The following is a 22,820-nucleotide window of genomic DNA, read 5'->3' on the forward strand; positions in this document are numbered from 1 at the left end:
GAGTATTCCAATGAAAAAAACATTCCGCGCCTCCCTCCTTTCCGCTGTCGTCGGTATCGGTGCCCTGGTCAGCAGCGCTGCCACGTTCGCCGATGAGGTCAAATGGCCGACGCGGCCGATCCAGGTGGTGGTGATCGCCAACCCTGGCGGTGACACCGATTTCAATGCCCGCATGATGGCCAAGTACTTCAACGAGATCACCGGCAAGACCATGGTGGTGACCAACGTCGCTGGCGGCGGTGGCACCCTGGCGGCCGAGCAGGTCAAGGGCGCAGCAGCGGATGGCAACACCATCCTCTTCACCCACCCGGGCCAGTTGATCGTCAACGAAGTCGCCGGTCTGACCGAAGACAGCTTCAATACCTTCGACGTCGCCTGCATCGCCGGCGTCGACAAGAGCACCGTGTTCGTCGCTTCCAAACAGTCCGGCGTGACCAGCATGAAAGACCTGGTCGACAAGTCCAAAGCCAACCCGGGCAGCATCACCTACGGCACCGAGATGGGCAGCTTCTCCCACCTGCAAGGCCTGATGCTGGAGAAGCTCACCGGCGCCAAGCTGAAGATGGTCGACGGCGGCACCGTCTCCGACCGCGTGGTCGGCATGCTCGGCGGTCGCCTGGACATGGGCGCCATCACCTATGGTTCGGTGCAGGACTACGTTCAGGGTGGGCAGATGGTCGCACTGGGCCAGCCTAACGCCGAGCGCAACCCCATGATTGGCAACGTACCGACCCTCAAGGAGCAGGGCCTGGATATCACCATGGACAAGCCTTACGTCGTGGCCTTCCCGAAAGGTACCGATCCGGCGATCGTGGAAAAGATGTCCGCCATCATGAAGCAGATCACCGAGCAGCCCGGCTACGCCGAAGACCTGAAGAAATTCAAACAGCCAGTCGCCTTCTTCGGCACCGAAGAGGCCAAGCAGATTCTGGCCAAGACCCGCGAAGACTTCATGCAGTTCAAGGATGAGCTGCGCAAGGCCAAGTAAGCCACAACGCAGCGCCGGCCCGATCGACTTGGGCCGGCGCTGCACCTCAGAACATCGAGGTACGCGATGAACACCCTCAACAAGAAAGAACTGATCATCGGCATCGCCATGCTCGGTGCGAGCCTTGCCTACCTGCTCGCGGCGCAGCAGTTGCCCGGGCATGACGGCGTCGATGCGGCCACCGTGCCCAAGCTGCTGGCCGGGCTGCTGTCTCTACTGGGCGTGATGCAACTGGTCAGCGCCTTTGCCAGACCCAAGGCGGCGGCCGAACCCGCGAGCCCGGCACCGGCAGACGCCGAAGAGCCGAGCGCCGATGTCGTCGAACCGAAGACAGTCTTCAAGACACTTGGCCTGATCCTCGGCTACATGGCCCTGCTCGGCCCTGTGGGCTTCCCGATCATGACCGTGGTTTACCTGTATCTGCAGTTCCTCGTGCTGACCCCGGCGAACCAGAAAGCCAGGCACCTGACCTACCTGTTGATCGCCGTCACCTGCTCTGCGCTCATCTTCCTGCTGTTCCGCGAGGCCTTCGACCTGTTGCTGCCCGCTGGTCTGCTGAACAACTTCCTCTGAGGATCGACCATGCTCGAATTACTGCAGCAAGGCTTCGGTGCCGTCTTCTCATTGCACATTCTGATGCTGATGGCCGTCGGTGTGGCCATGGGCATTGTCTTCGGCGCCGTGCCCGGCCTGTCGGCCACCATGGCCGTGGCGCTGTGCCTGCCGCTGACCTTCACCATGGGCCCGCAGGCGGGCCTGTCGCTGCTGGTGGCGCTGTTCATCGGCGCCACCTCCGGCGGTTTGATCTCGGCGATCCTGCTGAAGATTCCGGGTACGCCCTCCTCCATCGCCACGGTGTTCGATGGCGGCCCGCTGATGGAACAGGGCCACGGGGTCAAGGCACTCGGCGTCGGCATCGTGTTTTCCTTCCTCGGCACCATCTTCAGCATCGTCGCGCTGATGTTCATCGCCCCGCAGCTGGCCAAGGTCGCCCTGAGCTTCGGTCCGCATGAGTACTTCGCCATCGCCATATTCTCCCTGACCCTGATCGCCACCCTGTCGGCCGGTTCCATGGTCAAGGGCCTGTTCGCCGGTGCGCTGGGCATCGCCGTGTCCACGGTGGGCATCGCCCCGGTCGAAGCGGTACGCCGCTTCACCTTCGGCGTCAGCGAGCTCAATGGCGGCTTCTCCATGCTCACGGTGATGATCGGCATGTTCGCCGTCGCCGAGATCATCAAACTCGCCGAAACCGGCCGCCATGCCGTGCAGGGCAAGGCCCGGTCGGTGAGCATGAAGAACATCAAGGGCTTCGGTTTCTCGCTCAAGGAATTCCGCGAGCAGCTGCCCAACGCCGGTCGCTCCGGCCTGATCGGCCTGGGTATCGGCATCCTCCCGGGCATCGGTGCCGGCACCTCCAACCTGGTGTCGTACATCATCGCCAAGAAGCGCGCCAAGGACGGCCACACCTATGGCAAGGGCAACATCGGCGGCGTGGTCGCCAGCGAAACAGCCAACAACGCCGGTATCGGCGGCGCCATGATGCCGCTGATGACCCTGGGCATTCCCGGCGACACCGTCACCGCGATCATGCTCGGCGGCTTTTTGATCCACGGCATCCAGCCCGGCCCGCTGCTGTTCATCAGCCAGGGGCCGCTGGTGTACACCATCTTCGCCGCGCTGATCGTCGCCACCTGCATGATGCTGTTCATGGAGTTCTACGGCCTGCGCCTGTTCATCAAGCTGCTCGACGTACCCAAGCACATCCTCCTGCCGATCATCCTGGTGCTCTGTGTGGTCGGTGCCTTCGGTCTGTCCAGCCGCCTGTTCGACGTCTGGTCGATCCTGCTGTTCGGCCTGCTCGGCTACGGCTTCGTCAAGGCGGGCATGCCGGCGGCGCCATTCATCATCGGCTTCATCCTCGGGCCGATGGCGGAAACCAACCTACGCCGGGGCCTGATGCTGTCGGACGGCAGCTTCGCCGACTTCTTCACCAACCCCATCGCCGGCACCTTCCTCGGCATGGCAGTGGTGTTCGTGCTCTGGCAGGTATTCAGTGCGCTGCGTCCCAAGCCCAGTGCGATCAACGAAATCCTGCGTACCTGATCCCCTCCCACCATGCCGCCCCCTCTGCTCAGGGGGCGGTTCATTTCTGACTCCCGCCTCTTTCGCCTCCAGCCCTCTACAACGCCAACTGCAGCGGCTTGAGCAAGATAATGGACGCGCTCATTGATCCAGGTCTAATCTAATCCATCACTTGATTGATACCCAGATTGGATCAATGTTCGACCTCGCCCAACTGCGCTGCTTCACCACTCTCGCTGCAGAGCTGAATTTCCGTCGCGCTGCCGAGCGCCTGAACATGACCCAGCCGCCACTAAGTCGGCAGATCCAGTTGCTCGAACATCAGTTGGGCGTGACGCTGTTCACCCGCAGCACTCGCTCGGTTGCCTTGACGGCGGCTGGCCGTGCCTTCTTCGTCGAAGCCCAGGCGCTGCTCGATCAGGCCCACCGTGCCGCGCAAAGCGCCCGCCTGGCTGCCATCGGTGAAAGCGGTTCGCTGAACATCAGCTTCGTCGCCAGTGCGGTGTACGACGTGCTGCCACGTGCGATCACCACCGCCAAGCGCGAACGCCCTGGCGTGGATATCGTCCTGCAGGAAATGAGCACCTTCGAACAGGTACAGGCGTTGCGCGCCCGGGGCGTCGACCTGGCCATCGTGCGGGCACCGTTGCAGCAGCCCGGCCTGGTCAGCGAATGCCTGCTGCGCGAGCCCTTCGTGCTGGCAGCCCCGGCCGAGCATTCCCTGGCGCAGCACGAACGGCCGACCCTGGAAATGCTCCATGGCCAGCCCTTCATTCTCTATGCGCATACGGCCTGGCAGCCGTTCAACGAACTGCATACCGGCCTGTTTCGCGCCAGCGGCATCCAGCCGGATTTCGTTCAATCTCTGGGCTCGACCCTGACCATCCTGTCGCTGGTCAATGCCGGCATGGGGCTGGCACTGGTGCCGCGCAGCGCCAGTGCCATTCGCTTCGAGCAGGTGCGCTTCCGCGACCTGCCGCTACCCAAGGGTGTGTGTGGCGAGCTGCATCTGCTCTGGCGCGACGACAACGACAACCCCGCACTACCGGCGGTGATCGATGCCGTGCGCCAGGCTGCTCGCGACATCTATCCGCCGAGCTGAAGATCAGGCGCGCTTGCCAACTTCCGCCTGCTGCACCGTCCAACCGGCGACCTGCTCGCTCAGGCTCAGGCCAAGCCCCGGACGGGTCGGCACCAGCATGCGCCCGTCACGGGTTTCCAGGCGCTCGTTGAACAGCGGCTCCAGCCACTCGAAATGCTCGACCCAGGGCTCACGCGTATGGCTGGCGGCCAGGTGCACGTGCAGCTCCATGGCGAAGTGTGGCGCCAGGGTCATGCCGGCCTGCTCGGCCAGGGTCTGCACGCGCAGGTAAGGCGTGATGCCACCGAGGCGTGGCGCATCCGGCATGAGAAAGTCGGCACCGCGCTGGCGGATGAACTCCCAGTGCTCGGCCGGACTGGTGAGCATCTCGCCGGTGGCGATCGGTGTATCGAACAGGCGCGCCAACTCGGCGTGACCCTCGGCGTCGTAGCAGTCCAGCGGCTCCTCGATCCAGATCAGGTCGAAGGGCTCCAGACGCCGGCACATGCGCCGCGCGGTCGCCCGATCCCACTGCTGGTTGGCATCGACCATCAGCGCGAAGCTCTCGCCCAGATGTTCACGCACCCTGCTGACGCGGTGAATATCCAGCGCCCAGTCGGGTTGGCCGACCTTGAGCTTGATGCCACCGATACCCTTCTCGCGGGAGAGGTCGGTGTTCTTCAGCAGTTGCTCGAGCGGCGTATGCAGGAAGCCGCCGGAGGTGTTGTAGCAACGCACCGAATCGCGGTGGCTGCCGAGCAGGCGCGCCAGCGACAGCCCGGCGCGACGTGCCTTGAGGTCCCACAGGGCGACATCGAAGGCACCGATGGCCTGGGTTGCCAGGCCGCTACGACCAACCGAGGCGCCGGCCCAGCACAGCTTGTCCCAGAGCTTGGCGATATCGCTGGGGTTCTCGCCGATCAGGTTCGGCGCCACTTCCACAGCATGGGCGAACTGGCCGGGACCACCAGCGCGCTTGGAATAGCTGAAGCCCAGGCCACAATGACCGTCACGGGTTTCGATCTCGGCGATCAGGATGGCGATCTCGGTCATCGGCTTCTGCCGGCCGGTGAGTACCTTGGCATCGCTGATCGGGTTGGCCAGTGGCAGGGCTACCGAACGCAGGCTCAGCCAGGCAATGCGATCGTCGTCGGCGCGTGGGGTGGCGTGATCAGTCATGACGTCTTCCTCGTGATGAACTCGGCACCCTCTGGGCCGCCGAAAATGGACAACCCGAGCCAGATTAAGATGATTGCGCAATCATTCAAGCATCAGAATCTTCTACTGCTCTCTGACTCATCAGCACTGCGACAACTCATCTAGACATTTCACAAATCTGCAACATTTGCCAACTACGCTGAATATGTCCCGCTCCGCCTGACCTCCGAGGCACCTCATCATGTTCCTGCAAAAATCCCTGCGCGCGCAGATTCTCACCCTGCTCGGTGGCAGCCTGGCGCTGATCCTGGTCACCGCCCTGGCCTGCTTCAGCTTTCTCTCCAGCGGCATTCAGTCCTATCGCGGCCTGCTCGACGGCCCGGTGGAATCCTCACGCCTGATCGACGCGGCCAATGTGGAGTTCAAGATCCAGGTACAGGAGTGGAAGAACGTTCTGCTGCGAGGCCAGGACAGCGCCAACCTGCAGCGCTACTGGAGTCAGTTCGAAGAACAGGAGCGCAAGGTGCAGGACACCCTCGGTAAACTGGCTCAGGTAGCCGCTGCCGACCCTGCCCTGAAACAGCAGGTCGAGCGCCTGCGCAGCGAACACCAGGCCCTCGGTGCCAACTATCGCAAAGGCCGGGATGCCTTCATTGCCGCTGGCGCCGATGCCAAGGCCGGCGACGCGGCGGTAAAAGGTATCGACCGCGACGCCAGCGAGCAGATGACGGCACTGGTCGAGCAACTGCGGCAAAACAGCCTGAGCCAGGCCGAGCAGATCAACGCCAACGCCGCTCGCACCATTCTTGGCGGCACCATCGTGATGCTCTGCGCCGCGCTGGTCATCGCCGTGTTCAGCCTGTGGCTGGTCAACCGCAACCTGATCATCCCCATTCGCCACCTGATCGGTCACGTCGATCAGCTCAGCCATGGCCAGTTCGGTCAACGCGTGGAGAGCACCCGCCAGGATGAACTGGGCCTGCTCGCTCGCGCCGCCAACACGTTGCGTGACTTTCTCGCCAGCACCAGCGAGCGCCTGCACCACAGCACGCAGAATCTCGACAACGCCAGCAGCGAGCTGAACGCCATCGCCTCGCGCATGACCGAAGGCGTCAGCGAGCAGTTCGAACGTACCGACCAGGTCGCCACGGCCATGCACGAGATGTCCGCCACTGCTCAGGAAGTGGCCCGTCACGCCGCCGATGCCGCCCACGCCGCCAACGATGCCGACGACTCTGCACGCCAGGGCGGTGCGGTGATGCAGTCGACCATCGCCACCATCACCGACATTCGCGGCGAGATCGCCAATACCGCCGAAGTGATCCGTCGCCTGGAAAGCGACAGCGGCCGCATCGGCAAGGTGCTCGAAGTGATCCGTGGGATTGCCGAGCAGACCAACCTGCTGGCCCTCAACGCGGCCATCGAAGCTGCCCGCGCCGGCGAGCAAGGCCGAGGCTTCGCCGTGGTCGCCGATGAGGTGCGTCATCTGGCGCAGCGCACGGCCGAGTCCACCGCGGAGATCAATCAGATCATCGACACCGTGCAAATGGGCGCCCTCAATGCCGTGCGCGCCATCGAAAGCGGCCAGCAGCGCAGCGAACAGGGGGTCACCCAGGTCACCGAAGCAGGTGCCATGCTGCAGCGCATCACCGAAGCGGTGGAAGCGATCCGCGACATGAACCAGCAAATCGCCACCGCCGCCGAAGAGCAAACGTCGGTGGCCGAGGATATCTCGCGCAACCTCACCGAGCTGACGGCCATTGCCAGTGCCAATCAGGACAACGTCGAACGCACGCAATTGGCCAGCCGCAACCTGCACGAGATGTCCGGAGAACTGGGCGAAGTCACCCGTCGCCTGGGCTCCTGAGCCCATTGGTCAGCCGGCACAGGGAGGCGCCGGGCAGGCGGTAAGGCTGAGGCACACGAGGCGCTTTGACAGCGACTGCAACTGGCACTAAGGTTCCTCTCTTGCCTATTCCCAGGCCCCTCCCGCTTGCCAAGGAAACGGAATATGTTGCTCCGTCGCATGCTCATCATGCTCGGCGTGGTACTCGTCGTGGTACTCGCTCTCGCCGGCTATAAAGGCTTCTCCATCTACCAGCAGATCCAGATGTTCTCGGCCCCGCAGCCGGCCATCAGCGTTTCTGCCGCGCATGCCGAAGAGCAGCCATGGCAGAGCCGCCTGCCAGCCATCGGCACGCTCAAGGCGTTTCAGGGCGTGGATCTGGCCGCAGAGGTCGAAGGTATCGTGCGCGAGGTGATGTTCGAATCGGGGCAAAAGGTGACCCAGGGTCAAGCGCTGATCCAGCTCGACAGCGAAGTGGAACGCGCCAGCCTGGCCACCGCCGAAGCCGAGCGCAGCCTGGCGCAGATCGAGTATGAGCGCGGGCGCAGCCTGGTCAGCCGCTCGAACATTTCCAAGAGCGAGTTCGATCGCCTGGCCTCGGCCCTGCAAAAAGCCACGGCCAGCGCTGCCCAACTCAAGGCGCAACTGGACAAGAAGCGCATCAACGCGCCCTTCGCCGGCACCATCGGCATTCGCCAGGTCGACACCGGCGACTACCTCTCGCCGGGCGCCACCATCGCCACCTTGCAGGACCTGTCGCACCTGCACGTCGACTTCTTCCTGCCGGAGCAGCGCGCGCCGCAGCTTCAGGTCGGCCAGCCGGTGCGCCTGAGCGTCGCCGCCTACCCCGACGAGCAGTTCGAAGGCCGCATCGCCGCGATCAACCCCAAGGTGGAAAACGAGACCCGCAACCTGCAGGTGCGCGCCACCCTGAGCAACCCGGACGAGAAGCTGCTGCCCGGCATGTTCGCCAACCTGGAGGTGCTGCTGCCCGATGACCGACCGCAGATCGTGGTGCCGGAAACCGCCATCACCTACACCCTCTATGGCAACTCGGTGTACGTGGTGACGGAAAAGCAGGGCGAGGACGGCAAGACGGTCAAGGACGAAGACGGCACGGCCCAGTTGACCGTCGAGCGGCGCTTCGTCGAGACCGGCGAGCGCCGTGCCGGCCGCGTGGTGATCAGCAAGGGCCTGAAGGCCGGCGAGCAGGTGGTCACCTCCGGCCAGCTCAAGCTGGACAACGGTGCTCACGTCGTCATCGTCGCCGACCCGGCGCTGCAACTCGAAACAGACGAAGCGGCCGACGCCGCGCAGTAACGTTCGCGTCCAGTTGTAATGTTGTTCAACTAAGCGTCGACCAAGCGCGATTAGTCCCCTCGCCCCTCAGGGGAGAGGGTCAGGGAGAGGGGAAAACGGGCCATTACCTGGTACTTCCGGCCCTCTCCCCCAGCCCCTCCTCCATAAATGGGCGAGGGGAGCAAAACGCGCGCAACTGCTGATAGACAGGCCGCCGCAGGGCGGCCAAGGAAATCTCCATGGCTTTTACCGATCCCTTCATCCGCCGTCCGGTGCTGGCCACCGTGGTCAGCCTGCTGATCGTCCTGCTCGGCTTCCAGGCGTTCAGCAAGCTGACCATCCGCCAGTACCCGCAGATGGAGAACGCCCTGATCACGGTGACCACCGCCTATCCCGGGGCCAACGCCGAGACCATCCAGGGCTACATCACCCAGCCGCTGCAACAGAGCCTGGCCAGCGCCGAAGGCATCGACTACATGACCTCGTCGAGCCAGCAGAACCTGTCCACCATCTCCATCTACGCACGCATCGGCGCCAACAGCGACCGCCTGTTCACCGAGCTGCTGGCCAAGGCCAACGAGGTCAAGAACCAGCTGCCGCAGGACGCCGAAGACCCGGTGCTGTCGAAAGAGGCCGCCGACGCCTCGGCGCTGATGTACGTCAGCTTCTACAGCGACGAGTTGTCCAACCCACAGATCACCGACTACCTGTCGCGCGTGATCCAGCCCAAGCTGGCCACCCTGCCCGGCATGGCCGAGGCGCAGATTCTCGGCAACCAGGTGTTCGCCATGCGTCTGTGGCTGGACCCGGTGAAGATGGCCGCCTACGGCGTCACCGCCGGTGACCTCAACAACGCGGTGCGCAAGTACAACTTCCTCTCCGCCGCGGGCGAGGTGAAAGGCCAGTACGTGGTGACCAGCATCAACGCCAGCACCGACCTCAAATCGGTGGAGGCCTTCGGCGCCATTCCGGTCAAGACGCTCGGTGACACCCGCGTGCTGGTGCGTGACATCGCCCGCGTGGAAATGGGCGCAGCCAACTACGACTCGATCAGCTCGTTCGACGGCATTCCCTCGGTGTACATCGCCATCAAGGGCACGCCGAGCGCCAACCCGCTGGACGTGATCAAGGAGGTGCGCAACGCCCTGCCGGAGCTGGAGGCGCAGCTGCCGCCGAACCTCAAGGTGGCCATCGCCTACGACGCCACGCTGTTCATCCAGGCGTCCATCGACGAAGTGGTGAAGACCCTGGCCGAAGCGGTGCTGATCGTCATCGTCGTGGTCTTCCTGTTCCTCGGTGCGTTCCGTTCGGTGTTGATCCCGGTAATCACCATTCCGCTGTCGATGATCGGCGTGCTGTTCTTCATGCAGCTGATGGGTTATTCCATCAATCTGCTCACCCTGCTGGCGATGGTGCTGGCTATCGGCCTGGTGGTGGACGACGCCATCGTCGTGGTGGAGAACATCCACCGCCATATCGAAGAAGGCAAGACGCCCTTCGATGCCGCCATCGAGGGGGCGCGCGAGATCGCCGTGCCGGTGATCTCGATGACCATCACCCTGGCCGCGGTCTATGCCCCTATCGGCTTCCTCGAAGGCCTGACCGGCGCCCTGTTCAAGGAGTTCGCCCTGACCCTGGCCGGTGCGGTGATCATCTCCGGCATCGTCGCCCTGACCCTGTCGCCGATGATGTGCGCCAAGCTGCTGCGCCACGAGGAGAACCCCTCGGGCCTGGCCCATCGTCTGGACCTGATCTTCGACCGACTCAAGCAGCGTTATCAGAAGATGCTGCACGGCACCCTCAACACCCGCCCGGTGGTGGTGGTATTCGGTGTGATCGTCATGGCGCTGATTCCGGTGCTGCTTTCCTTCACCCAGAGCGAGCTGGCGCCCGAGGAAGACCAGGGCATCGTGTTCCTCTTCGCCAACGCACCGCAGCCGACCAACCTCGATTACGTCAACGCCTACACCGACCAGTTCGTGGAGATCTTCAAGACCTTCCCCGAGTACTACTCGTCGTTCCAGATCAACGGCTTCGACGGCGTGCAGTCGGGTATCGGGGGGTTCCTGCTGACGCCCTGGAACGAACGTAAACGCACGCAGATGGCGATCCTTCCCGAAGTCCAGGCCAAGCTCAACCACATCCCCGGCCTGCAGATCTTCGGCTTCAACCTGCCGTCACTGCCGGGTACCGGTGAAGGCCTGCCCTTCCAGTTCGTGATCAACACGCCGAACGACTACGAGTCGCTGCTGCAGGTGGCTGAGCGAGTCAAATCGCGCGCCCAGGAATCGGGCAAGTTCGCCTTCCTCAACATCGACCTGGCCTTCGACAAGCCGGAAATCGTCGTCGACATCGACCGCGAGAAGGCCGCGCAGATGGGCGTGTCCATGGAGGACCTGGGCACCACCCTGGCCAGCCTGCTCGGCGAGGGCGAAATCAACCGCTTCACCATCGACGGACGCAGCTACAAGGTGATCGCCCAGGTCGAGCGCGCCTATCGCGAGAACCCGAGCTGGCTGGATAGCTACTACGTGCGTAGCGAAAGCGGCGCCATGGTGCCGCTGGGCACCCTGATCAGCATCAGTGACCGCGCGCGGCCGACCAAGCTCAAGCAGTTCCAGCAGCTCAACTCGGCGATCATCGAAGGCGTGGCCATCGTCAGCCAGGGCGACGCCATCGACACCATCACCGCCATCGCCCGTGAGGAAGCGCCGCGCGGCTACAGCTTCGACTATGCCGGGGCCTCACGGCAGTACATCCAGGAAGGCAGCGCGCTGTTCGTCACCTTCGCCCTGGCCCTGGCGATCATCTTCCTGGTGCTGGCGGCCCAGTTCGAAAGCTTCCGCGACCCGCTGGTGATTCTGGTGACCGTGCCGCTGTCGATCTGCGGCGCACTGATCCCGATCTTCCTCGGCTTCTCGACCATGAACATCTACACCCAGGTGGGCCTGGTGACGCTGATCGGCCTGATCAGCAAGCACGGCATCCTCATCGTCGAGTTCGCCAACCAGCTGCGCCACGAAAAGGGCCTGCCGCTGCGCGAAGCCATCGAAGAGGCCGCCGCCATTCGCCTGCGTCCGGTGCTGATGACCACCGCAGCTATGGTCTTCGGCATGGTGCCGCTGATCTTCGCCACCGGTGCCGGCGCGGTGAGTCGCTTCGACATCGGCCTGGTGATCGCCACCGGCATGAGCGTCGGCACGCTGTTCACCCTGTTCGTCCTGCCCTGTGTCTACAGCCTACTGGCCAAGCCGGATGCCAAACCGCAGGAACAGGCAGAGGTCTCGCCCGCGCACTGACCGAGCCTGTGGGAGGCGCTTCAGCGGCGACTGTCGCGGCTGAAGCCCCTCCCACAGGCCGCCTTATCGCCAGCATCGATTCACGCAAACGACAGAAGGTCGCAATTAACCCTTGCTATTTATGTAATAGGAATTATTCTCAGTTACGTAATGACGGCCAAGGAGACCTGCCATGACCTACCTGATCGATGCCTGGCTGGACCGCCCGCATCCCTACCTGCGCATCCTCAACCGCGAAACCGGTGAAGTCTGCGCCATGCTCGAAGAAGAAGCGCTGGACGAGCTGCGCGACCAGGGCGACCTGGATCTGCACGAACTAAGCTCCAGCGAACCCAGCGTGCTCAAGGAGCTGGTGCGCAGCCTGTTTCTGTTCTGCTATGCCCGGGCCTTGCGCCCGGCCTGAAAACAAAACGGCCCTTCTACTCAGCAGAAGGGCCGTTTTGTATGTACGCAGACTGGCAGCGGTTCATCCGCCCCGCCGCTGTCGCAGCGATGGACAAAAACAGCGTTGTCCACCCTAGACACTGCAACGCAAACGGGGCGTAGGGTGGACGACGCCTCACCCGTCCACCATCACCGCGATGGAGGACAAAAACAGCCTCGCCTCCTAACGATTACGCTTACAGAATGTCGAGCAGCTCGACATCAAATACCAGCACGCTGTGCGGCGGGATGCTGCCGACGCCCTGGGCGCCGTAAGCCAGCTCGCTCGGCACGTGCAGGCGCCACTTGCTGCCGGTGTTCATCAGTTGCAGCGCCTCGACCCAGCCTGCAATCACGCCACCGACCGGGAATTCAGCCGGCTGGCCGCGCTCGTAGGAGCTGTCGAATACGGTGCCGTCGATCAGCGTACCGTGGTAGTGAACACGTACCTGATCCTCGGCCGAAGGCTTGGCACCCTCGCCTGCCACCAGCACTTCGTATTGCAGGCCAGAGGCCAGAACGCTCATGCCGTCACGCTTGGCATTCTCGGCCAGGTAAGCACGACCTTCACCGGCGGCGGCTTCGGCCTTGGCGGCAGCTTCGGCCTGCATGACTTCGCGGATCACCTTGAAACTGGCGCCCAGCTCGGCTTCGGAAACGCGGCTGGCCTGGCCGGTGAAGGCGTCGGTCAGACCGGCGAGGATGGCCTGCAGATCGACACCTGGCGGCGGGTTGTCGCGCAACTGACCACCGAGTTGACGACCGATGCCGTAGCTGACGCGACCTTCATCGGAGGACAGATCGGGGCTGAAGTTGAATTCGGACATGAAAGGCTCCGCTTGGGGCTGTGAAAAAGGCCGGCCAGCCTAGCACAGAACATTGAGCCAACGGACACCCGCCCTAGCGCCCATCCATGCAGCGCGCTTGATCCTGCGCAATATCTACTACCTTTAGCTAAGCCTTGCTTAAGAAAAGCCCTGATATCATATAGACATCACTCCGTTCGCCCAGCAGGAGCGCGCGTCATGCAAAACGGCTCTCGAGTCAGTCTTCGGACCTGGATATGGCGCGCTTTCGTACAGACGGCCCTGATCCCACTGATTCTGGTGGAGACAGTACTGATCAGCGTCTACCTGATCACCAACGTGTCCATCCGCGACGCGCAGATAACCCACCTGCGCGAGACAGCCCTGAACGATCTACAGGCGGCCGCCAGCCAGGAAGCCCACCTGGTCGAGAGTGAGCTCGGCCATGTCGCCCGCCTCACCAGCACCTATGCATCCCTTGCCCAGGAAACGCTGAACGACAACCAGCCAGTCGCCCCGGCAGAACTGGCAGTGACTCCCAGTGGCGTGCGCTACAGCCCTCGCGATGACGGCGGCGCGGCGTCCTTCTACTCCAACGCCACGCCGCTGGAGAAACAGGATCTGCTCAAAGTCGCGCGCCTTGCCGCCCTCGACCCGCTGATGCGTGAAACCGTACAGCAGAATCCGCTGGTCGCCAGCATCTATTTCAACAGCTGGGACAGCTACAACCGCATCTATCCCTGGTTCGACACGCCAGCCCAGTATCCCCACGACATGGTGATCCCGGACTACAACTTCTATTACCTGGCGGACGCCGAGCACAACCCCGATCACAAGGTGGCCTGGACCGACGTCTACCTCGACCCGGCCGGCCAGGGCTGGATGCTCTCGGCCGTTGCGCCGGTGCTGCGCGGCGACTTCCTCGAAGGTGTGGTGGGCCTGGACATCACCGTCGGCAAACTGCTCGAGCACATCCAGAGCCTCGATGTGCCCTGGGACGGTTATGGGGTCATCGTCAGCAACGAGCTGAACATCATGGCCCTGCCGCCGGCCGGTGAAGACGACTTCGGCCTGGATGAGCTGACCACCCACTCCTACGACGAGGCCATCAGCTCGGAGCTGTTCAAACCCGAAGACTTCAACCTGGGCAAACGTGCCGATACCGAAGGCCTCGCCAAAGCCATTGCGCGCCAGGACAACGGCGTGCTCTCCGTCCGCCTCAACGGCCGTCCACATCTGGTGGCCTGGTCAACGATTCCAGCGACCCGCTGGCACCTGCTCACCGTGGTTGACGAGGCTGAAGTCTTCAGCCAGACCAACGAACTGGCCAGCCACTACCGCGATATCGGTTACCTGTTGATCGGCGGTCTGGTGCTGTTCTACGTGGTGTTCTTCGCCTTCATGTGGGGCCGCGCCCGCGAACTGACCGAGCGCTTGCGCAAACCCATTGGCGGCATCGTCGCCATGCTTCGCGAGATTGGCGAGGGCAACTGGAAACCCAAGCGCCCGGCAACCACCATCACCGAACTCGAAGCCATCATCGATGACGTCGAGGCCATGGGCCAGCGCCTGGAACGCAGCGCCACCCAACTGCAGCGCGCCAGCCGCGAGGCCCAGGAAGCCAGCCGAGCCAAGAGTCAGTTCATTTCCAGCATGAGCCATGAGCTACGCACCCCCCTCAATGCGATTCAGGGCTTCGCTCAACTGATGCGCATGCAGCAAGGTCCGCAGACGCAGCAAGACACCGACTACCTCGAAGAAATTCTGCTCGCCAGTCGCCACCTCAATCAGCTGGTGGGCGACATCCTCGACTGGTCGAGCCTGCAGAGCGAACAACCACGCCTGGAAATGAGCAAGGTCGACGCCGTTGCCCTGATGAACGAGTGTGCTGATCTGGTCGCCCCGGAAATCGAAGCTCATGGCCTGACGCTCGAGTTGTCACTGCCCGAAGGCACGCTGCCGGTGCTGGCGGACCAACGACGCCTACGCCAGGTGCTGCTCAACCTGCTGTCCAATGCCATCAAGTACACCCCGGCTGGCAGCATCAGCCTGAGCTGCACCGAGCATGGCGGGCGTGTACGACTGATGGTCAGCGACACCGGCATGGGCATCTCCAGTGAGCTGCAGCCGCTGCTGTTCGAGCCCTTCCAGCGCCTCGGCCAGGAGAACGGTGCCATCCAGGGCACTGGAATTGGCCTGTCGTTGTGCAAGGAATATGCAGCCTTGATGAATGGCGAGATGGGTCTGCACAGCCAGCCGAACCAGGGCAGCCAGTTCTGGATAGACCTGCCGCGCTATGTTGCCCCCCTCCAACCTGAAGTGGCCGAAGTGACGCAACACCAGGCCTGCGTCTATCACGGCGACCTCGACAGCAGCAACCGCGAGGTGGTCAGACAGGCGCTGGCGGATATCGACCTGCAGCAGTTCGAGGATGGCCACCAGCTGCTGACGGCGCTCCACACCCGGCGCCCTGACGCGCTGCTCCTGAGTGTCGACCTGAACGGCCTGGACGGCCGTGACCTGCTGCGCACCCTGCACCAGAGCGCAGAGCTGGCGGACCTGCCAGTCATACTGCTGAGCCGTGAAGACCAGTTGCAGGAGCTGGTCGGCCTGGGCGCCAGCGCCCTGCTTGGCGTACCGATCGACCCCAACGAACTGCACCAACTGATCTACGACCTGACCGGCAAGGAGGCAAGTGATGCTGTCTAATGGCTTTAACCATTCACGGGTGGTCATCGTCGATGACGTGGTCGCCAACAGCCGCCTGCTGGAGTCCAGTCTCAAGGCCTTCGGCTTGCGCGACACCATCAGTTTCTCCGATTCGGCAGCGGCGCTGGAGTGGTTGCAGCACAACGCCTGGAACCTGCTGCTGCTCGACCTGGACATGCCGGCGCCAAACGGATTCGACATCCTCCGCGCGCTGGCCGACCGTGACCGCAGCAGCAACCCGATCATCATCATCACCGCGTTGAACGACAGCGTCAGCCGCCGCACAGGCCTGGAGCTGGGTGCCAACGACTACCTGAGCAAACCGGTCGACCTGCCCGAGGTGATCCTGCGCGTACGCAGCAACCTGCAACTGAGCCAGGCCAGCCTGGCCCTGAATGAAGCCAACACGACGCTGGAGCGGCGCGTGCATGAGCGCACTGCCGAGCTCAGCCAGAGCTATGGCGCCGTGGTGCGCACCCTGGCACGTGCTGCCGCTTACCGTGACAGCGATACCGGCAACCATATCCTGCGCATCGGCGAGTCCGCCGCATTGATCGCCAAGACCTACGGCATGAACGCCGACTGGGTCGAACTGATTCGCCAGGCCGCGCCCATGCACGACGTCGGCAAGATCGGCATTGCCGACGAGATTCTCCTCAAGCCTGGCCCACTGACCGAAGCCGAACGCTCGTTGATGCAAGAACATCCCCGGATCGGCCATTCGATCCTGTTCGACCAGCATGCCTCGGAGCTGACCGCTCTGGCTGCGGAAATCGCCCTGAACCACCACGAAAAGTGGGACGGCAGCGGTTACCCCCGCGGCCTGAGCGGTGAGGACATTCCGCTTTCCGGACGCATCGTCGCCATATGCGACGTCTACGATGCCTTGCGCATGCCTCGCCCCTACAAGGCACCCTGGCCGCAGGAAAAGGCAAGAGCCTACATCCGCGAACAATCGGGCAAGCACTTCGACCCCACTCTGGTCGACCTGGTCGAGGGCCTGTACGAGCAGATGGAAACGCTGCAGCATGACTTCAGTGATCACCCGCTGGCCGAGTGACGTTCGGCGACCGCAACCTGGTGATCGCCGGCGCCACCGAACAGCAGGTCCATTCGCCCGCGAAGTGGACCGCAGCCTGGTCAACACTCGCGCCCTGTCGAGCCTGACTGCCAACATGCGGGGCATGCTCGCGCTCGCTCAGGCCTGAACCTTCACAGTCGGTGCCCGGAACTGAGGCCGCTCAGCGCGAGCGCCGGCAGCGCTCCGAGCAGTAGCGCACCTCCTCCCAGCAGCGCGTCCACTTCTTGCGCCAGATGAACGGCAAGCCGCAGACCGCACAGGTTTTCACCGGCAACTGGCTCTTGCTCACAGCATCTCCCCGGCATCGAGCTTGGCCAGCAGGCGCTCGCCCCAGTCCCACAACGCCTGCTGCTTGGCGTCGGTCATGCGCGCCAGGTTGCGGTAGACCATGCCGATGCGCGGGTTGCGTTCGAGCGGCTCACGGTGACGCATGAGAAAGTGCCAATACAGCGCGTTGAACGGGCAGGCCGACTCGCCGGTGCTCTCGCTCACCTTGTAGCTGCAGCCCTGGCAATGGTTGGACATGCGCTTGATGTACTGGCCACTGGCGCAATAAGGCTTGGAACCGAGGTAGCCACCGTCGGCATGCATCACCATGCCCAGGGTGTTGGGCAACTCGACCCAGTCGAAGGCGTCCATGTACACGGCCAGGTACCAGTCGCAGATAGCCTTGGGCGCGATGCCGGCGAGCAAGGCGAAGTTGCCGGTGACCATCAGCCGCTGGATATGGTGCGCGTAGGCGTGCTCCAGGGTCTGGCCGATGGCCTGGCGCATGCAGTTCATCCGCGTTTTGCCGGTCCAGTAGAACTCGGGTAGCGCTCGTGAATTGCCAAAGCGATTGCCCTCGGCGTACTCCGGCATGCGCAGCCAGTAAATGCCGCGCACGTACTCGCGCCAGCCGATCAGTTGACGGATGAAGCCTTCGGCGGCGTTCAGCGGTACATCGCCGGCACGATAAGCGGCCTCGACCTCGGCGCAGATCCGCCGCAGGTCGAGCAGGCCGATATTCAGCGCGGCGCTGATGCGCGAGTGAAAGAGAAAGGGTTGACCATCGGCCATGGCGTCCTGATAGTCCCCGAAGTCGGCCAGGCCCCGGGCGAGGAAGTGCTGCCAGAGGCGTTCGGCCTGCTCGGCCGTGACCGGGTAATCGAAACCCTCCAGGCTGCCGTAATGGCCGGCGAAGCGTCGCTGCACCAGCGCCAGCACCTCGTGCGTGATGGCGTCCGGCTCGACGCGCAGTGGCGTGGGCGGGCGCACGCCCTTGGGCAAGGCCTTGCGGTTATCCGCATCGAAGTTCCAGGCACCGCCCTCCGGCGTGCCGTCCGGGTTGAGCAGCAGAGCGCTGTCGCGGCGCATCTCGCGGTAGAAGAACTCCATGCGCAGTTGCTTGCGCCCCCTGGCCCAGGCGGCGAATGCATCACGGCTGCAGAGAAAGCGGCTGTCCTGATGCCAGTGAATCGGCACGCCGCAATGACGCAGCGCCTGCTCCAGGCGCCAATCGCCGCACTCGGTCAGATGCACCTCGGCCGGATCGAGCCGCTGCGTCCAGCGCAGCAGCTCGCCAGGCAAGGTGCCGCTGTTGTCAGGATCGTCCAGGGCCACGTAGTGCACGTGCAGGCCCTGCTCACCCAAGGCTTCGGCAAAATGGCGCATGGCGCTGAAGATCAGAGCGATCTTCTTCGGGTGATGCGGCACATGGCTGGCTTCTTCCATCACCTCGGCCAACAGCACGTGGTCGTGCTGCGGATCGATGTCCTGCAACGCGCCGAGGCCGTGGGTGAGCTGGTCCCCCAGGATCAGAATCAGACGGCGTGCAGTCACCGCGGCACGGTCTCCATGCTCGGCTGGCCCGGTGCGGAAACGGCCGTCACCAGCCGCTGCGAAAGGCAATGGGCACGCGCAGGCTGTTGTCAGCCGAAGGCATGCCGCACATTTCGTCATGGACCGAGCTGTGCACCAGGTACAACGGCAGCGTCGGCATTTCCTGCAGCACGTCCCGTGCGTGCTCCACTGAGCGCAGGTTAAGCGTGCCGCCCTGCGTGTTCACAACAGGATGCGCACGCCCGTCCATCCGCGCTTCCAGCACATAGATACCGCCCTCGAGCGAGATCAGGTTCAGTTCATCGATACGCCCGGCCTGGGCGTGAGTGGACAGATCATGCAGATTCATCAGGGCTTGCCTCCGACCTTTACTATACAAGACTTATACAAAAACAATTCTTGTACAACAAAGAAAAAGCTCAAGCCCAGAAAACAAAACGCCCGTCCTGTTCGGACGGGCGGTTGTGAAGCAGCTTCACATCAGTCGTGCTTGGTGACCTTGTCCAGATAGCCCATGGCGAAGGCAGAGCCAACGAACGTCAGGTGAATCAGCACGTACCATTTCAGGTACTCCAGATCGTAACTCTTCGCATCCATGAACACCTTCAGCAGGTGAATGGACGAAATGGCCACGATGGACGCCGCCACTTTCATTTTCAACGAGCTGGAATCCATCTTGCCGAGCCAGCTGAGCTTCTCGGTGTCTTCATGAATGTCCAGGCGAGAAACGAAGTTCTCGTAGCCGGACAACATCACCATGACCAGCAGGCCGCCCACCAGCGCCATGTCGATCAGCGACAGGAGTTTGAGAATCACGTCGGCTTCGGCGAGGGAAAAGATCTGCGGCAGGATGTGATAAAGCTCTTGGAAGAACTTGACCGACAATGCGAGCACGGCAAGAGAAAGACCAAAGTAGATCGGCGCCAGCAACCAGCGCGATGCGTACATGGTGTTTTCGATAAAGCGTTCCATGGAGAACTCACTGAAGGGGGAAATCGCGGCGAGTATACCCATCGCACTGCACCAACAGAAGGTGCCTGGCATTGTGGATAACCCCAGCCTCGCAGCCGTGCACGGATGGCCCCGGCGCGCTTTGCTTCGGGGATTTCAGCTCTGTCCGTCGGTTTCGGGGTGACGCTGGAATGACCCGGAGGGGTGATGGCGCTCACCGTTGACCCGGCGTAGCTCGGCCTGCAGGTGCAGGCGCCAGATCGGCGGTTCACTGCATTCGACGTAGCCTTGCAAGGCCAGGCTCTCGGCGATCGCCGAGAGGGCTCCCTCTGCAACCGAAGGCCCGTAGAACGGGCCCTGCGCCTTGATCGCAGAAGGCTGAGCGCCCGACATACCGGCGGCGCAAAGTAGTGTCCAACGTCCGTTGTCTCCAGCCAGCGGCCTGATCACGCACTCGATGCGAGTGACCAGGCCCAGGCATTGGCGGGTGAGGCAGAGGCTGCGCGACATGGCGGCGACCCTCGCAGAATCCAGGCTTCAGCCTACACCCCGAGCGGCCGCACTGTGAAGGCCAAAGTTATCCACGCAATCTGTGGATAACTCTGTGCATGAGCCGTGAGCAAAACGTTCGATGCAGCTGTCCCGGGCGATCCGGGACAATCGTGCGAGATTTGCTCAGCCCGCACTGCCCTCTCCCTCGTCCTTCTTGCGCCGCGGCGCCTTGGCTGGTTTCGCCGCTGCCACCTCGGCTTCGGCTTTCGCCTTGCCGGCCTCGGCTGGCTTGCTTTCTTCCTCCAGGCCGATTTCGGCGATGTCGCGCAGGCGCTCGACCACACGGGCGTTGACGCTGCCCTTGGGGAAGCGCCCTTTCTCGTCCGGGTGCCCCGCCGCCTCGCCGACCAGCAGGCTCAGGGCCTCGTCGACGTGGCGCACCGCGTAGACGTTGAACTGCCCCTCTCGCACGGCCTGCAGCACGCGCTCGTCGAGCATCAGGTTGGCGACGTTGGAGTGCGGGATGATCACACCCTGCTCGCCAGTCAGGCCGCGTGCCTCGCACAGGCGGAAGAAGCCTTCGATCTTCTCGTTGACGCCACCGACCGCCTGCACCTCGCCAAACTGGTTGATCGAGCCGGTGATGGCGAAACACTGCTTGAGTGGGGTGCGCGACAGTGCCGAGATCAGCGTGCACACCTCGCCCAGCGAAGCGCTGTCACCGTCGACGTAACCATAGGACTGCTCCAGGGCGATACTGGCGGAAATCTCCAGGGGGAATTCCTGCGCATAGCGGCTGCCGAGAAAGCCGGTAAGGATCATCACGCCCTTGGAGTGGATCGGCTGGCCGAGGCTGACCTCGCGTTCGATATCGACGATACCGCTACCGCCGGGATAGACAGTGGCGGAAATGCGCGCCGGCACCCCGAAAGCCGAGTCGCCGACCTCCAGTACGGTCAGACCGTTGCACTTGCCCACAGCAGCACCGCAGGTGTCGATAAGAATGATGCCGGCCAGCATATCGTCGATGATCCGCGCCGAAACGCGTCCGGTGCGCGTGGCCTTGGCCTTCAGCGCCCGTTCGATATGGCCGACGTCGGTGATCGTCTCGCCAGCCAGCTGGCGAATGAAGTCGGCCTCGCTGACCAACTGGAACAGGTCGCCGATACGCGCAGACAGACGCCCCTGGTGCTCGGCCAGGCGTGCGCTGTAGGTGGCCAGACGCGCCACGGCAGCACCGGTCATCGGCGCCATGCCCTCTTCCGAAGTACGGGTTTTCATCAACTGGGCGAACTGCTCCAGGCTGTCCTCGGCGAGCGGGATGTCCTCGTCGAAGTCGACCAGCACGCGGAACATTTCCTGGAAGTCCGGATCGGCATCCTGCAGCGCGTAATACAGCTGGCGCGAGCCGATGATGATGACCTTCAGTTGCAGCGGGATGACCTGCGGGTTGAGCGTGACGGTGGCGATGCGGCCGAGATCGCCCAGCGGCGACTCCATCTTCAACTGACGCGAATGCAGGGCGCGCTTCAGCGCTTCCCAGACGAAGGGTTCGCTGAGCAGTTTTTCCGCTTCGACCACCAGATAGCCGCCGTTGGCGCGGTGCAACGCGCCGGGGCGCAGCTGACGATAGCTGGTGTACAAGGCGCCCTGATCGGAGCTGTATTCGATGCGACCGAACAGGTTGTCATAGGTCGGGTGCGACTCGAACACCACCGGCGCACCGCCATTGGCATGGTGACCGACCACCAGGCTCGGGCAGTACATCTCCTCCAGCAGCTTGCGCAGTTGTGGATCAGCCTTGTCGACATCGACCAGTTGCTCGACGGCGGTTTTCAGCAGATTGACCTGCATGGCCTGGAGATAGGCGCAGACACCGGCGTTTTCCGAGTATTTTTCCGACAAAGGCGCCAACAGCGGCTGCAAGGCAACGGTGATGGTCTCTTCATTGAGCTGACGCAGCAGGTTGCTCGACTCGCGCTTCCACTGCGGCAGGCTGGCCAGCTCCTCGTTGAGGCGCTCTTCCAGCGCGGCGATATCGGCGTGGAAACGCTCGCGCTCGGCTTCGGGCAACTGCGCGAACTCGGCTTCGTCCAGCGCCTTGCCGTCAGCCATCGGGGTGAAGGCGATATTGGTGCTGTCGCGGTACAGGGCCACGCCCTTCTCCAGCGACAGTCGTTCGATCACGTCCAGCGCCTGGTCGTAGCGCTTGTTGAAGCTGCGGTCGATGGCGCTTTTCTTCTGCTGGTAGGTCGGCGTTTCGAACACCGCCGGGAAGGTGGCCAGCAGGTTGTCGATCAACTGATTGATGTCGGCGATAAAATCGCTCGCGGTGCCGGCTGGCAGCTCCAGCGCACGTGGCTCGCGGGGTTCGTCGAAGTGATTGACGTAGACGCGGTCGGCCGGCGTTTCCATGCGCTTGGCTTCGGCCTTGAGATAGCGCTGGACGAAGGAGAAGCGCCCGGTGCCGGGCTCGCCCATGACGAACACGTTGTAGCCGGGGCGCGGCATGGCCACGCCGAACTGCAGCGCCTCGACCGCACGGGACTGACCCAGTACGCCGCGGAAAGGTTCGAGGTCATCGGTACTGCTGAAGCTGAACTGCTCGGGGGAGAAGGGGCGGGTCAGAGATTCGGGGGCAAGGCGCAAAGCATCGAGGCTACGCTTGGACATTGGCGATCCTTATAGCGGGCGGAAGTTTCCGCAAAACATGGGGTGATTCTGGGCCTGTGGCGCGAAGAGGATCAAGGCTTGATTCAAGGCAATGCGCAAAAACGCCGCATC

General features: G+C 63.2%; 18 protein-coding genes. 10 read left to right on the top strand and 8 right to left on the bottom strand.

What is annotated here, in order from left to right; genetic code table 11:
- Positions 1-10 precede the first annotated feature (10 nt).
- The 4 genes from PCLY_RS20890 (at position 11) to PCLY_RS20905 (ending at position 4,172) form a co-directional block, all read left to right on the top strand.
- The gene (locus PCLY_RS20890) at positions 11-988 is read left to right on the top strand and encodes a tripartite tricarboxylate transporter substrate binding protein (protein WP_061241895.1); all 978 of its coding nucleotides are present in this window, start codon (positions 11-13) and stop codon (positions 986-988) included.
- 66 nt (positions 989-1,054) lie between these two features.
- Complete coding sequence (locus PCLY_RS20895; protein WP_061241897.1) at positions 1,055-1,561, top strand: tripartite tricarboxylate transporter TctB family protein; 507 nt, start codon at positions 1,055-1,057, stop codon at positions 1,559-1,561.
- A 9-nt stretch (positions 1,562-1,570) separates the two neighbouring features.
- Positions 1,571-3,091: a tripartite tricarboxylate transporter permease gene (locus PCLY_RS20900; RefSeq protein WP_061241899.1), complete on the top strand. Its 1,521-nt coding sequence runs from the start codon at positions 1,571-1,573 to the stop codon at positions 3,089-3,091.
- A 175-nt stretch (positions 3,092-3,266) separates the two neighbouring features.
- Positions 3,267-4,172 carry a LysR family transcriptional regulator gene (locus PCLY_RS20905; RefSeq protein WP_061241901.1) on the top strand — a complete coding sequence of 302 codons (906 nt, stop codon included), beginning with the start codon at positions 3,267-3,269 and terminating at the stop codon, positions 4,170-4,172.
- Between the two features lie 3 nt (positions 4,173-4,175).
- Here the strand turns inward: PCLY_RS20905 and PCLY_RS20910 are convergent, their stop codons facing one another.
- Entirely contained in the window at positions 4,176-5,330 is a 1,155-nt protein-coding gene (locus tag PCLY_RS20910; RefSeq protein ID WP_061241903.1) for an L-talarate/galactarate dehydratase, read from the bottom strand.
- Between the two features lie 220 nt (positions 5,331-5,550).
- Between PCLY_RS20910 and PCLY_RS20915 the strand changes: the two genes are divergently transcribed.
- The 4 genes from PCLY_RS20915 (at position 5,551) to PCLY_RS20930 (ending at position 12,156) form a co-directional block, all read left to right on the top strand.
- Positions 5,551-7,176 carry a methyl-accepting chemotaxis protein gene (locus PCLY_RS20915; RefSeq protein WP_061241905.1) on the top strand — a complete coding sequence of 542 codons (1,626 nt, stop codon included), beginning with the start codon at positions 5,551-5,553 and terminating at the stop codon, positions 7,174-7,176.
- A 144-nt stretch (positions 7,177-7,320) separates the two neighbouring features.
- The gene (locus PCLY_RS20920) at positions 7,321-8,475 is read left to right on the top strand and encodes an efflux RND transporter periplasmic adaptor subunit (protein WP_061241907.1); all 1,155 of its coding nucleotides are present in this window, start codon (positions 7,321-7,323) and stop codon (positions 8,473-8,475) included.
- Between the two features lie 218 nt (positions 8,476-8,693).
- Positions 8,694-11,753, top strand: a complete 3,060-nt coding sequence (locus tag PCLY_RS20925; protein ID WP_061241909.1) for a multidrug efflux RND transporter permease subunit — start codon at positions 8,694-8,696, stop codon at positions 11,751-11,753.
- A gap of 172 nt (positions 11,754-11,925) precedes the next feature.
- The gene (locus tag PCLY_RS20930) at positions 11,926-12,156 is read left to right on the top strand and encodes a PA4570 family protein (protein ID WP_061241911.1); all 231 of its coding nucleotides are present in this window, start codon (positions 11,926-11,928) and stop codon (positions 12,154-12,156) included.
- Positions 12,157-12,373: 217 nt separating this feature from the next.
- On the opposite strand, the gene PCLY_RS20935 is transcribed toward PCLY_RS20930, so the two are convergent.
- Positions 12,374-13,003, bottom strand: a complete 630-nt coding sequence (locus tag PCLY_RS20935; protein WP_061241913.1) for an FKBP-type peptidyl-prolyl cis-trans isomerase — start codon at positions 13,001-13,003, stop codon at positions 12,374-12,376.
- 198 nt (positions 13,004-13,201) lie between these two features.
- Here PCLY_RS20935 and PCLY_RS20940 point away from each other — a divergent pair, with 198 nt between their 5' ends.
- Together PCLY_RS20940 and PCLY_RS20945 are read left to right on the top strand one after the other, a co-directional pair.
- Positions 13,202-15,691 carry a hybrid sensor histidine kinase/response regulator gene (locus PCLY_RS20940; RefSeq protein WP_061241915.1) on the top strand — a complete coding sequence of 830 codons (2,490 nt, stop codon included), beginning with the start codon at positions 13,202-13,204 and terminating at the stop codon, positions 15,689-15,691.
- Positions 15,681-16,751, top strand: coding sequence for an HD domain-containing phosphohydrolase (locus PCLY_RS20945; RefSeq protein WP_061241917.1), 1,071 nt, complete (start codon positions 15,681-15,683; stop codon positions 16,749-16,751). The genes PCLY_RS20940 and PCLY_RS20945 overlap by 11 nt, the downstream gene beginning before the upstream one ends.
- Before the next feature lie 181 nt (positions 16,752-16,932).
- Here the strand turns inward: PCLY_RS20945 and PCLY_RS24610 are convergent, their stop codons facing one another.
- The 6 genes from PCLY_RS24610 to PCLY_RS20970 all read right to left on the bottom strand — a co-directional run bounded on the left by PCLY_RS24610 (position 16,933) and on the right by PCLY_RS20970 (position 22,709).
- A complete protein-coding gene (locus PCLY_RS24610) occupies positions 16,933-17,061 on the bottom strand; it encodes a DUF2256 domain-containing protein (RefSeq protein ID WP_082768126.1) in 129 nt (42 codons plus the stop codon).
- The gene (locus PCLY_RS20950) at positions 17,058-18,593 is read right to left on the bottom strand and encodes a cryptochrome/photolyase family protein (RefSeq protein ID WP_061241919.1); all 1,536 of its coding nucleotides are present in this window, start codon (positions 18,591-18,593) and stop codon (positions 17,058-17,060) included. The genes PCLY_RS24610 and PCLY_RS20950 overlap by 4 nt, the downstream gene beginning before the upstream one ends.
- A gap of 46 nt (positions 18,594-18,639) precedes the next feature.
- The gene (locus PCLY_RS20955) at positions 18,640-18,942 is read right to left on the bottom strand and encodes a DUF6482 family protein (RefSeq protein ID WP_061241921.1); all 303 of its coding nucleotides are present in this window, start codon (positions 18,940-18,942) and stop codon (positions 18,640-18,642) included.
- A 131-nt stretch (positions 18,943-19,073) separates the two neighbouring features.
- Positions 19,074-19,565, bottom strand: a complete 492-nt coding sequence (locus tag PCLY_RS20960) for a TIGR00645 family protein (protein WP_061241924.1) — start codon at positions 19,563-19,565, stop codon at positions 19,074-19,076.
- 135 nt (positions 19,566-19,700) lie between these two features.
- Positions 19,701-20,054 carry a PA4575 family protein gene (locus tag PCLY_RS20965; RefSeq protein WP_061241925.1) on the bottom strand — a complete coding sequence of 118 codons (354 nt, stop codon included), beginning with the start codon at positions 20,052-20,054 and terminating at the stop codon, positions 19,701-19,703.
- Between the two features lie 165 nt (positions 20,055-20,219).
- Complete coding sequence (locus PCLY_RS20970) at positions 20,220-22,709, bottom strand: Lon protease family protein (RefSeq protein WP_061241926.1); 2,490 nt, start codon at positions 22,707-22,709, stop codon at positions 20,220-20,222.
- Positions 22,710-22,820 lie beyond the last annotated feature (111 nt).

The organism is Ectopseudomonas composti, assembly GCF_001567565.1.
Classification (GTDB): domain Bacteria; phylum Pseudomonadota; class Gammaproteobacteria; order Pseudomonadales; family Pseudomonadaceae; genus Aquipseudomonas; species Aquipseudomonas composti_A.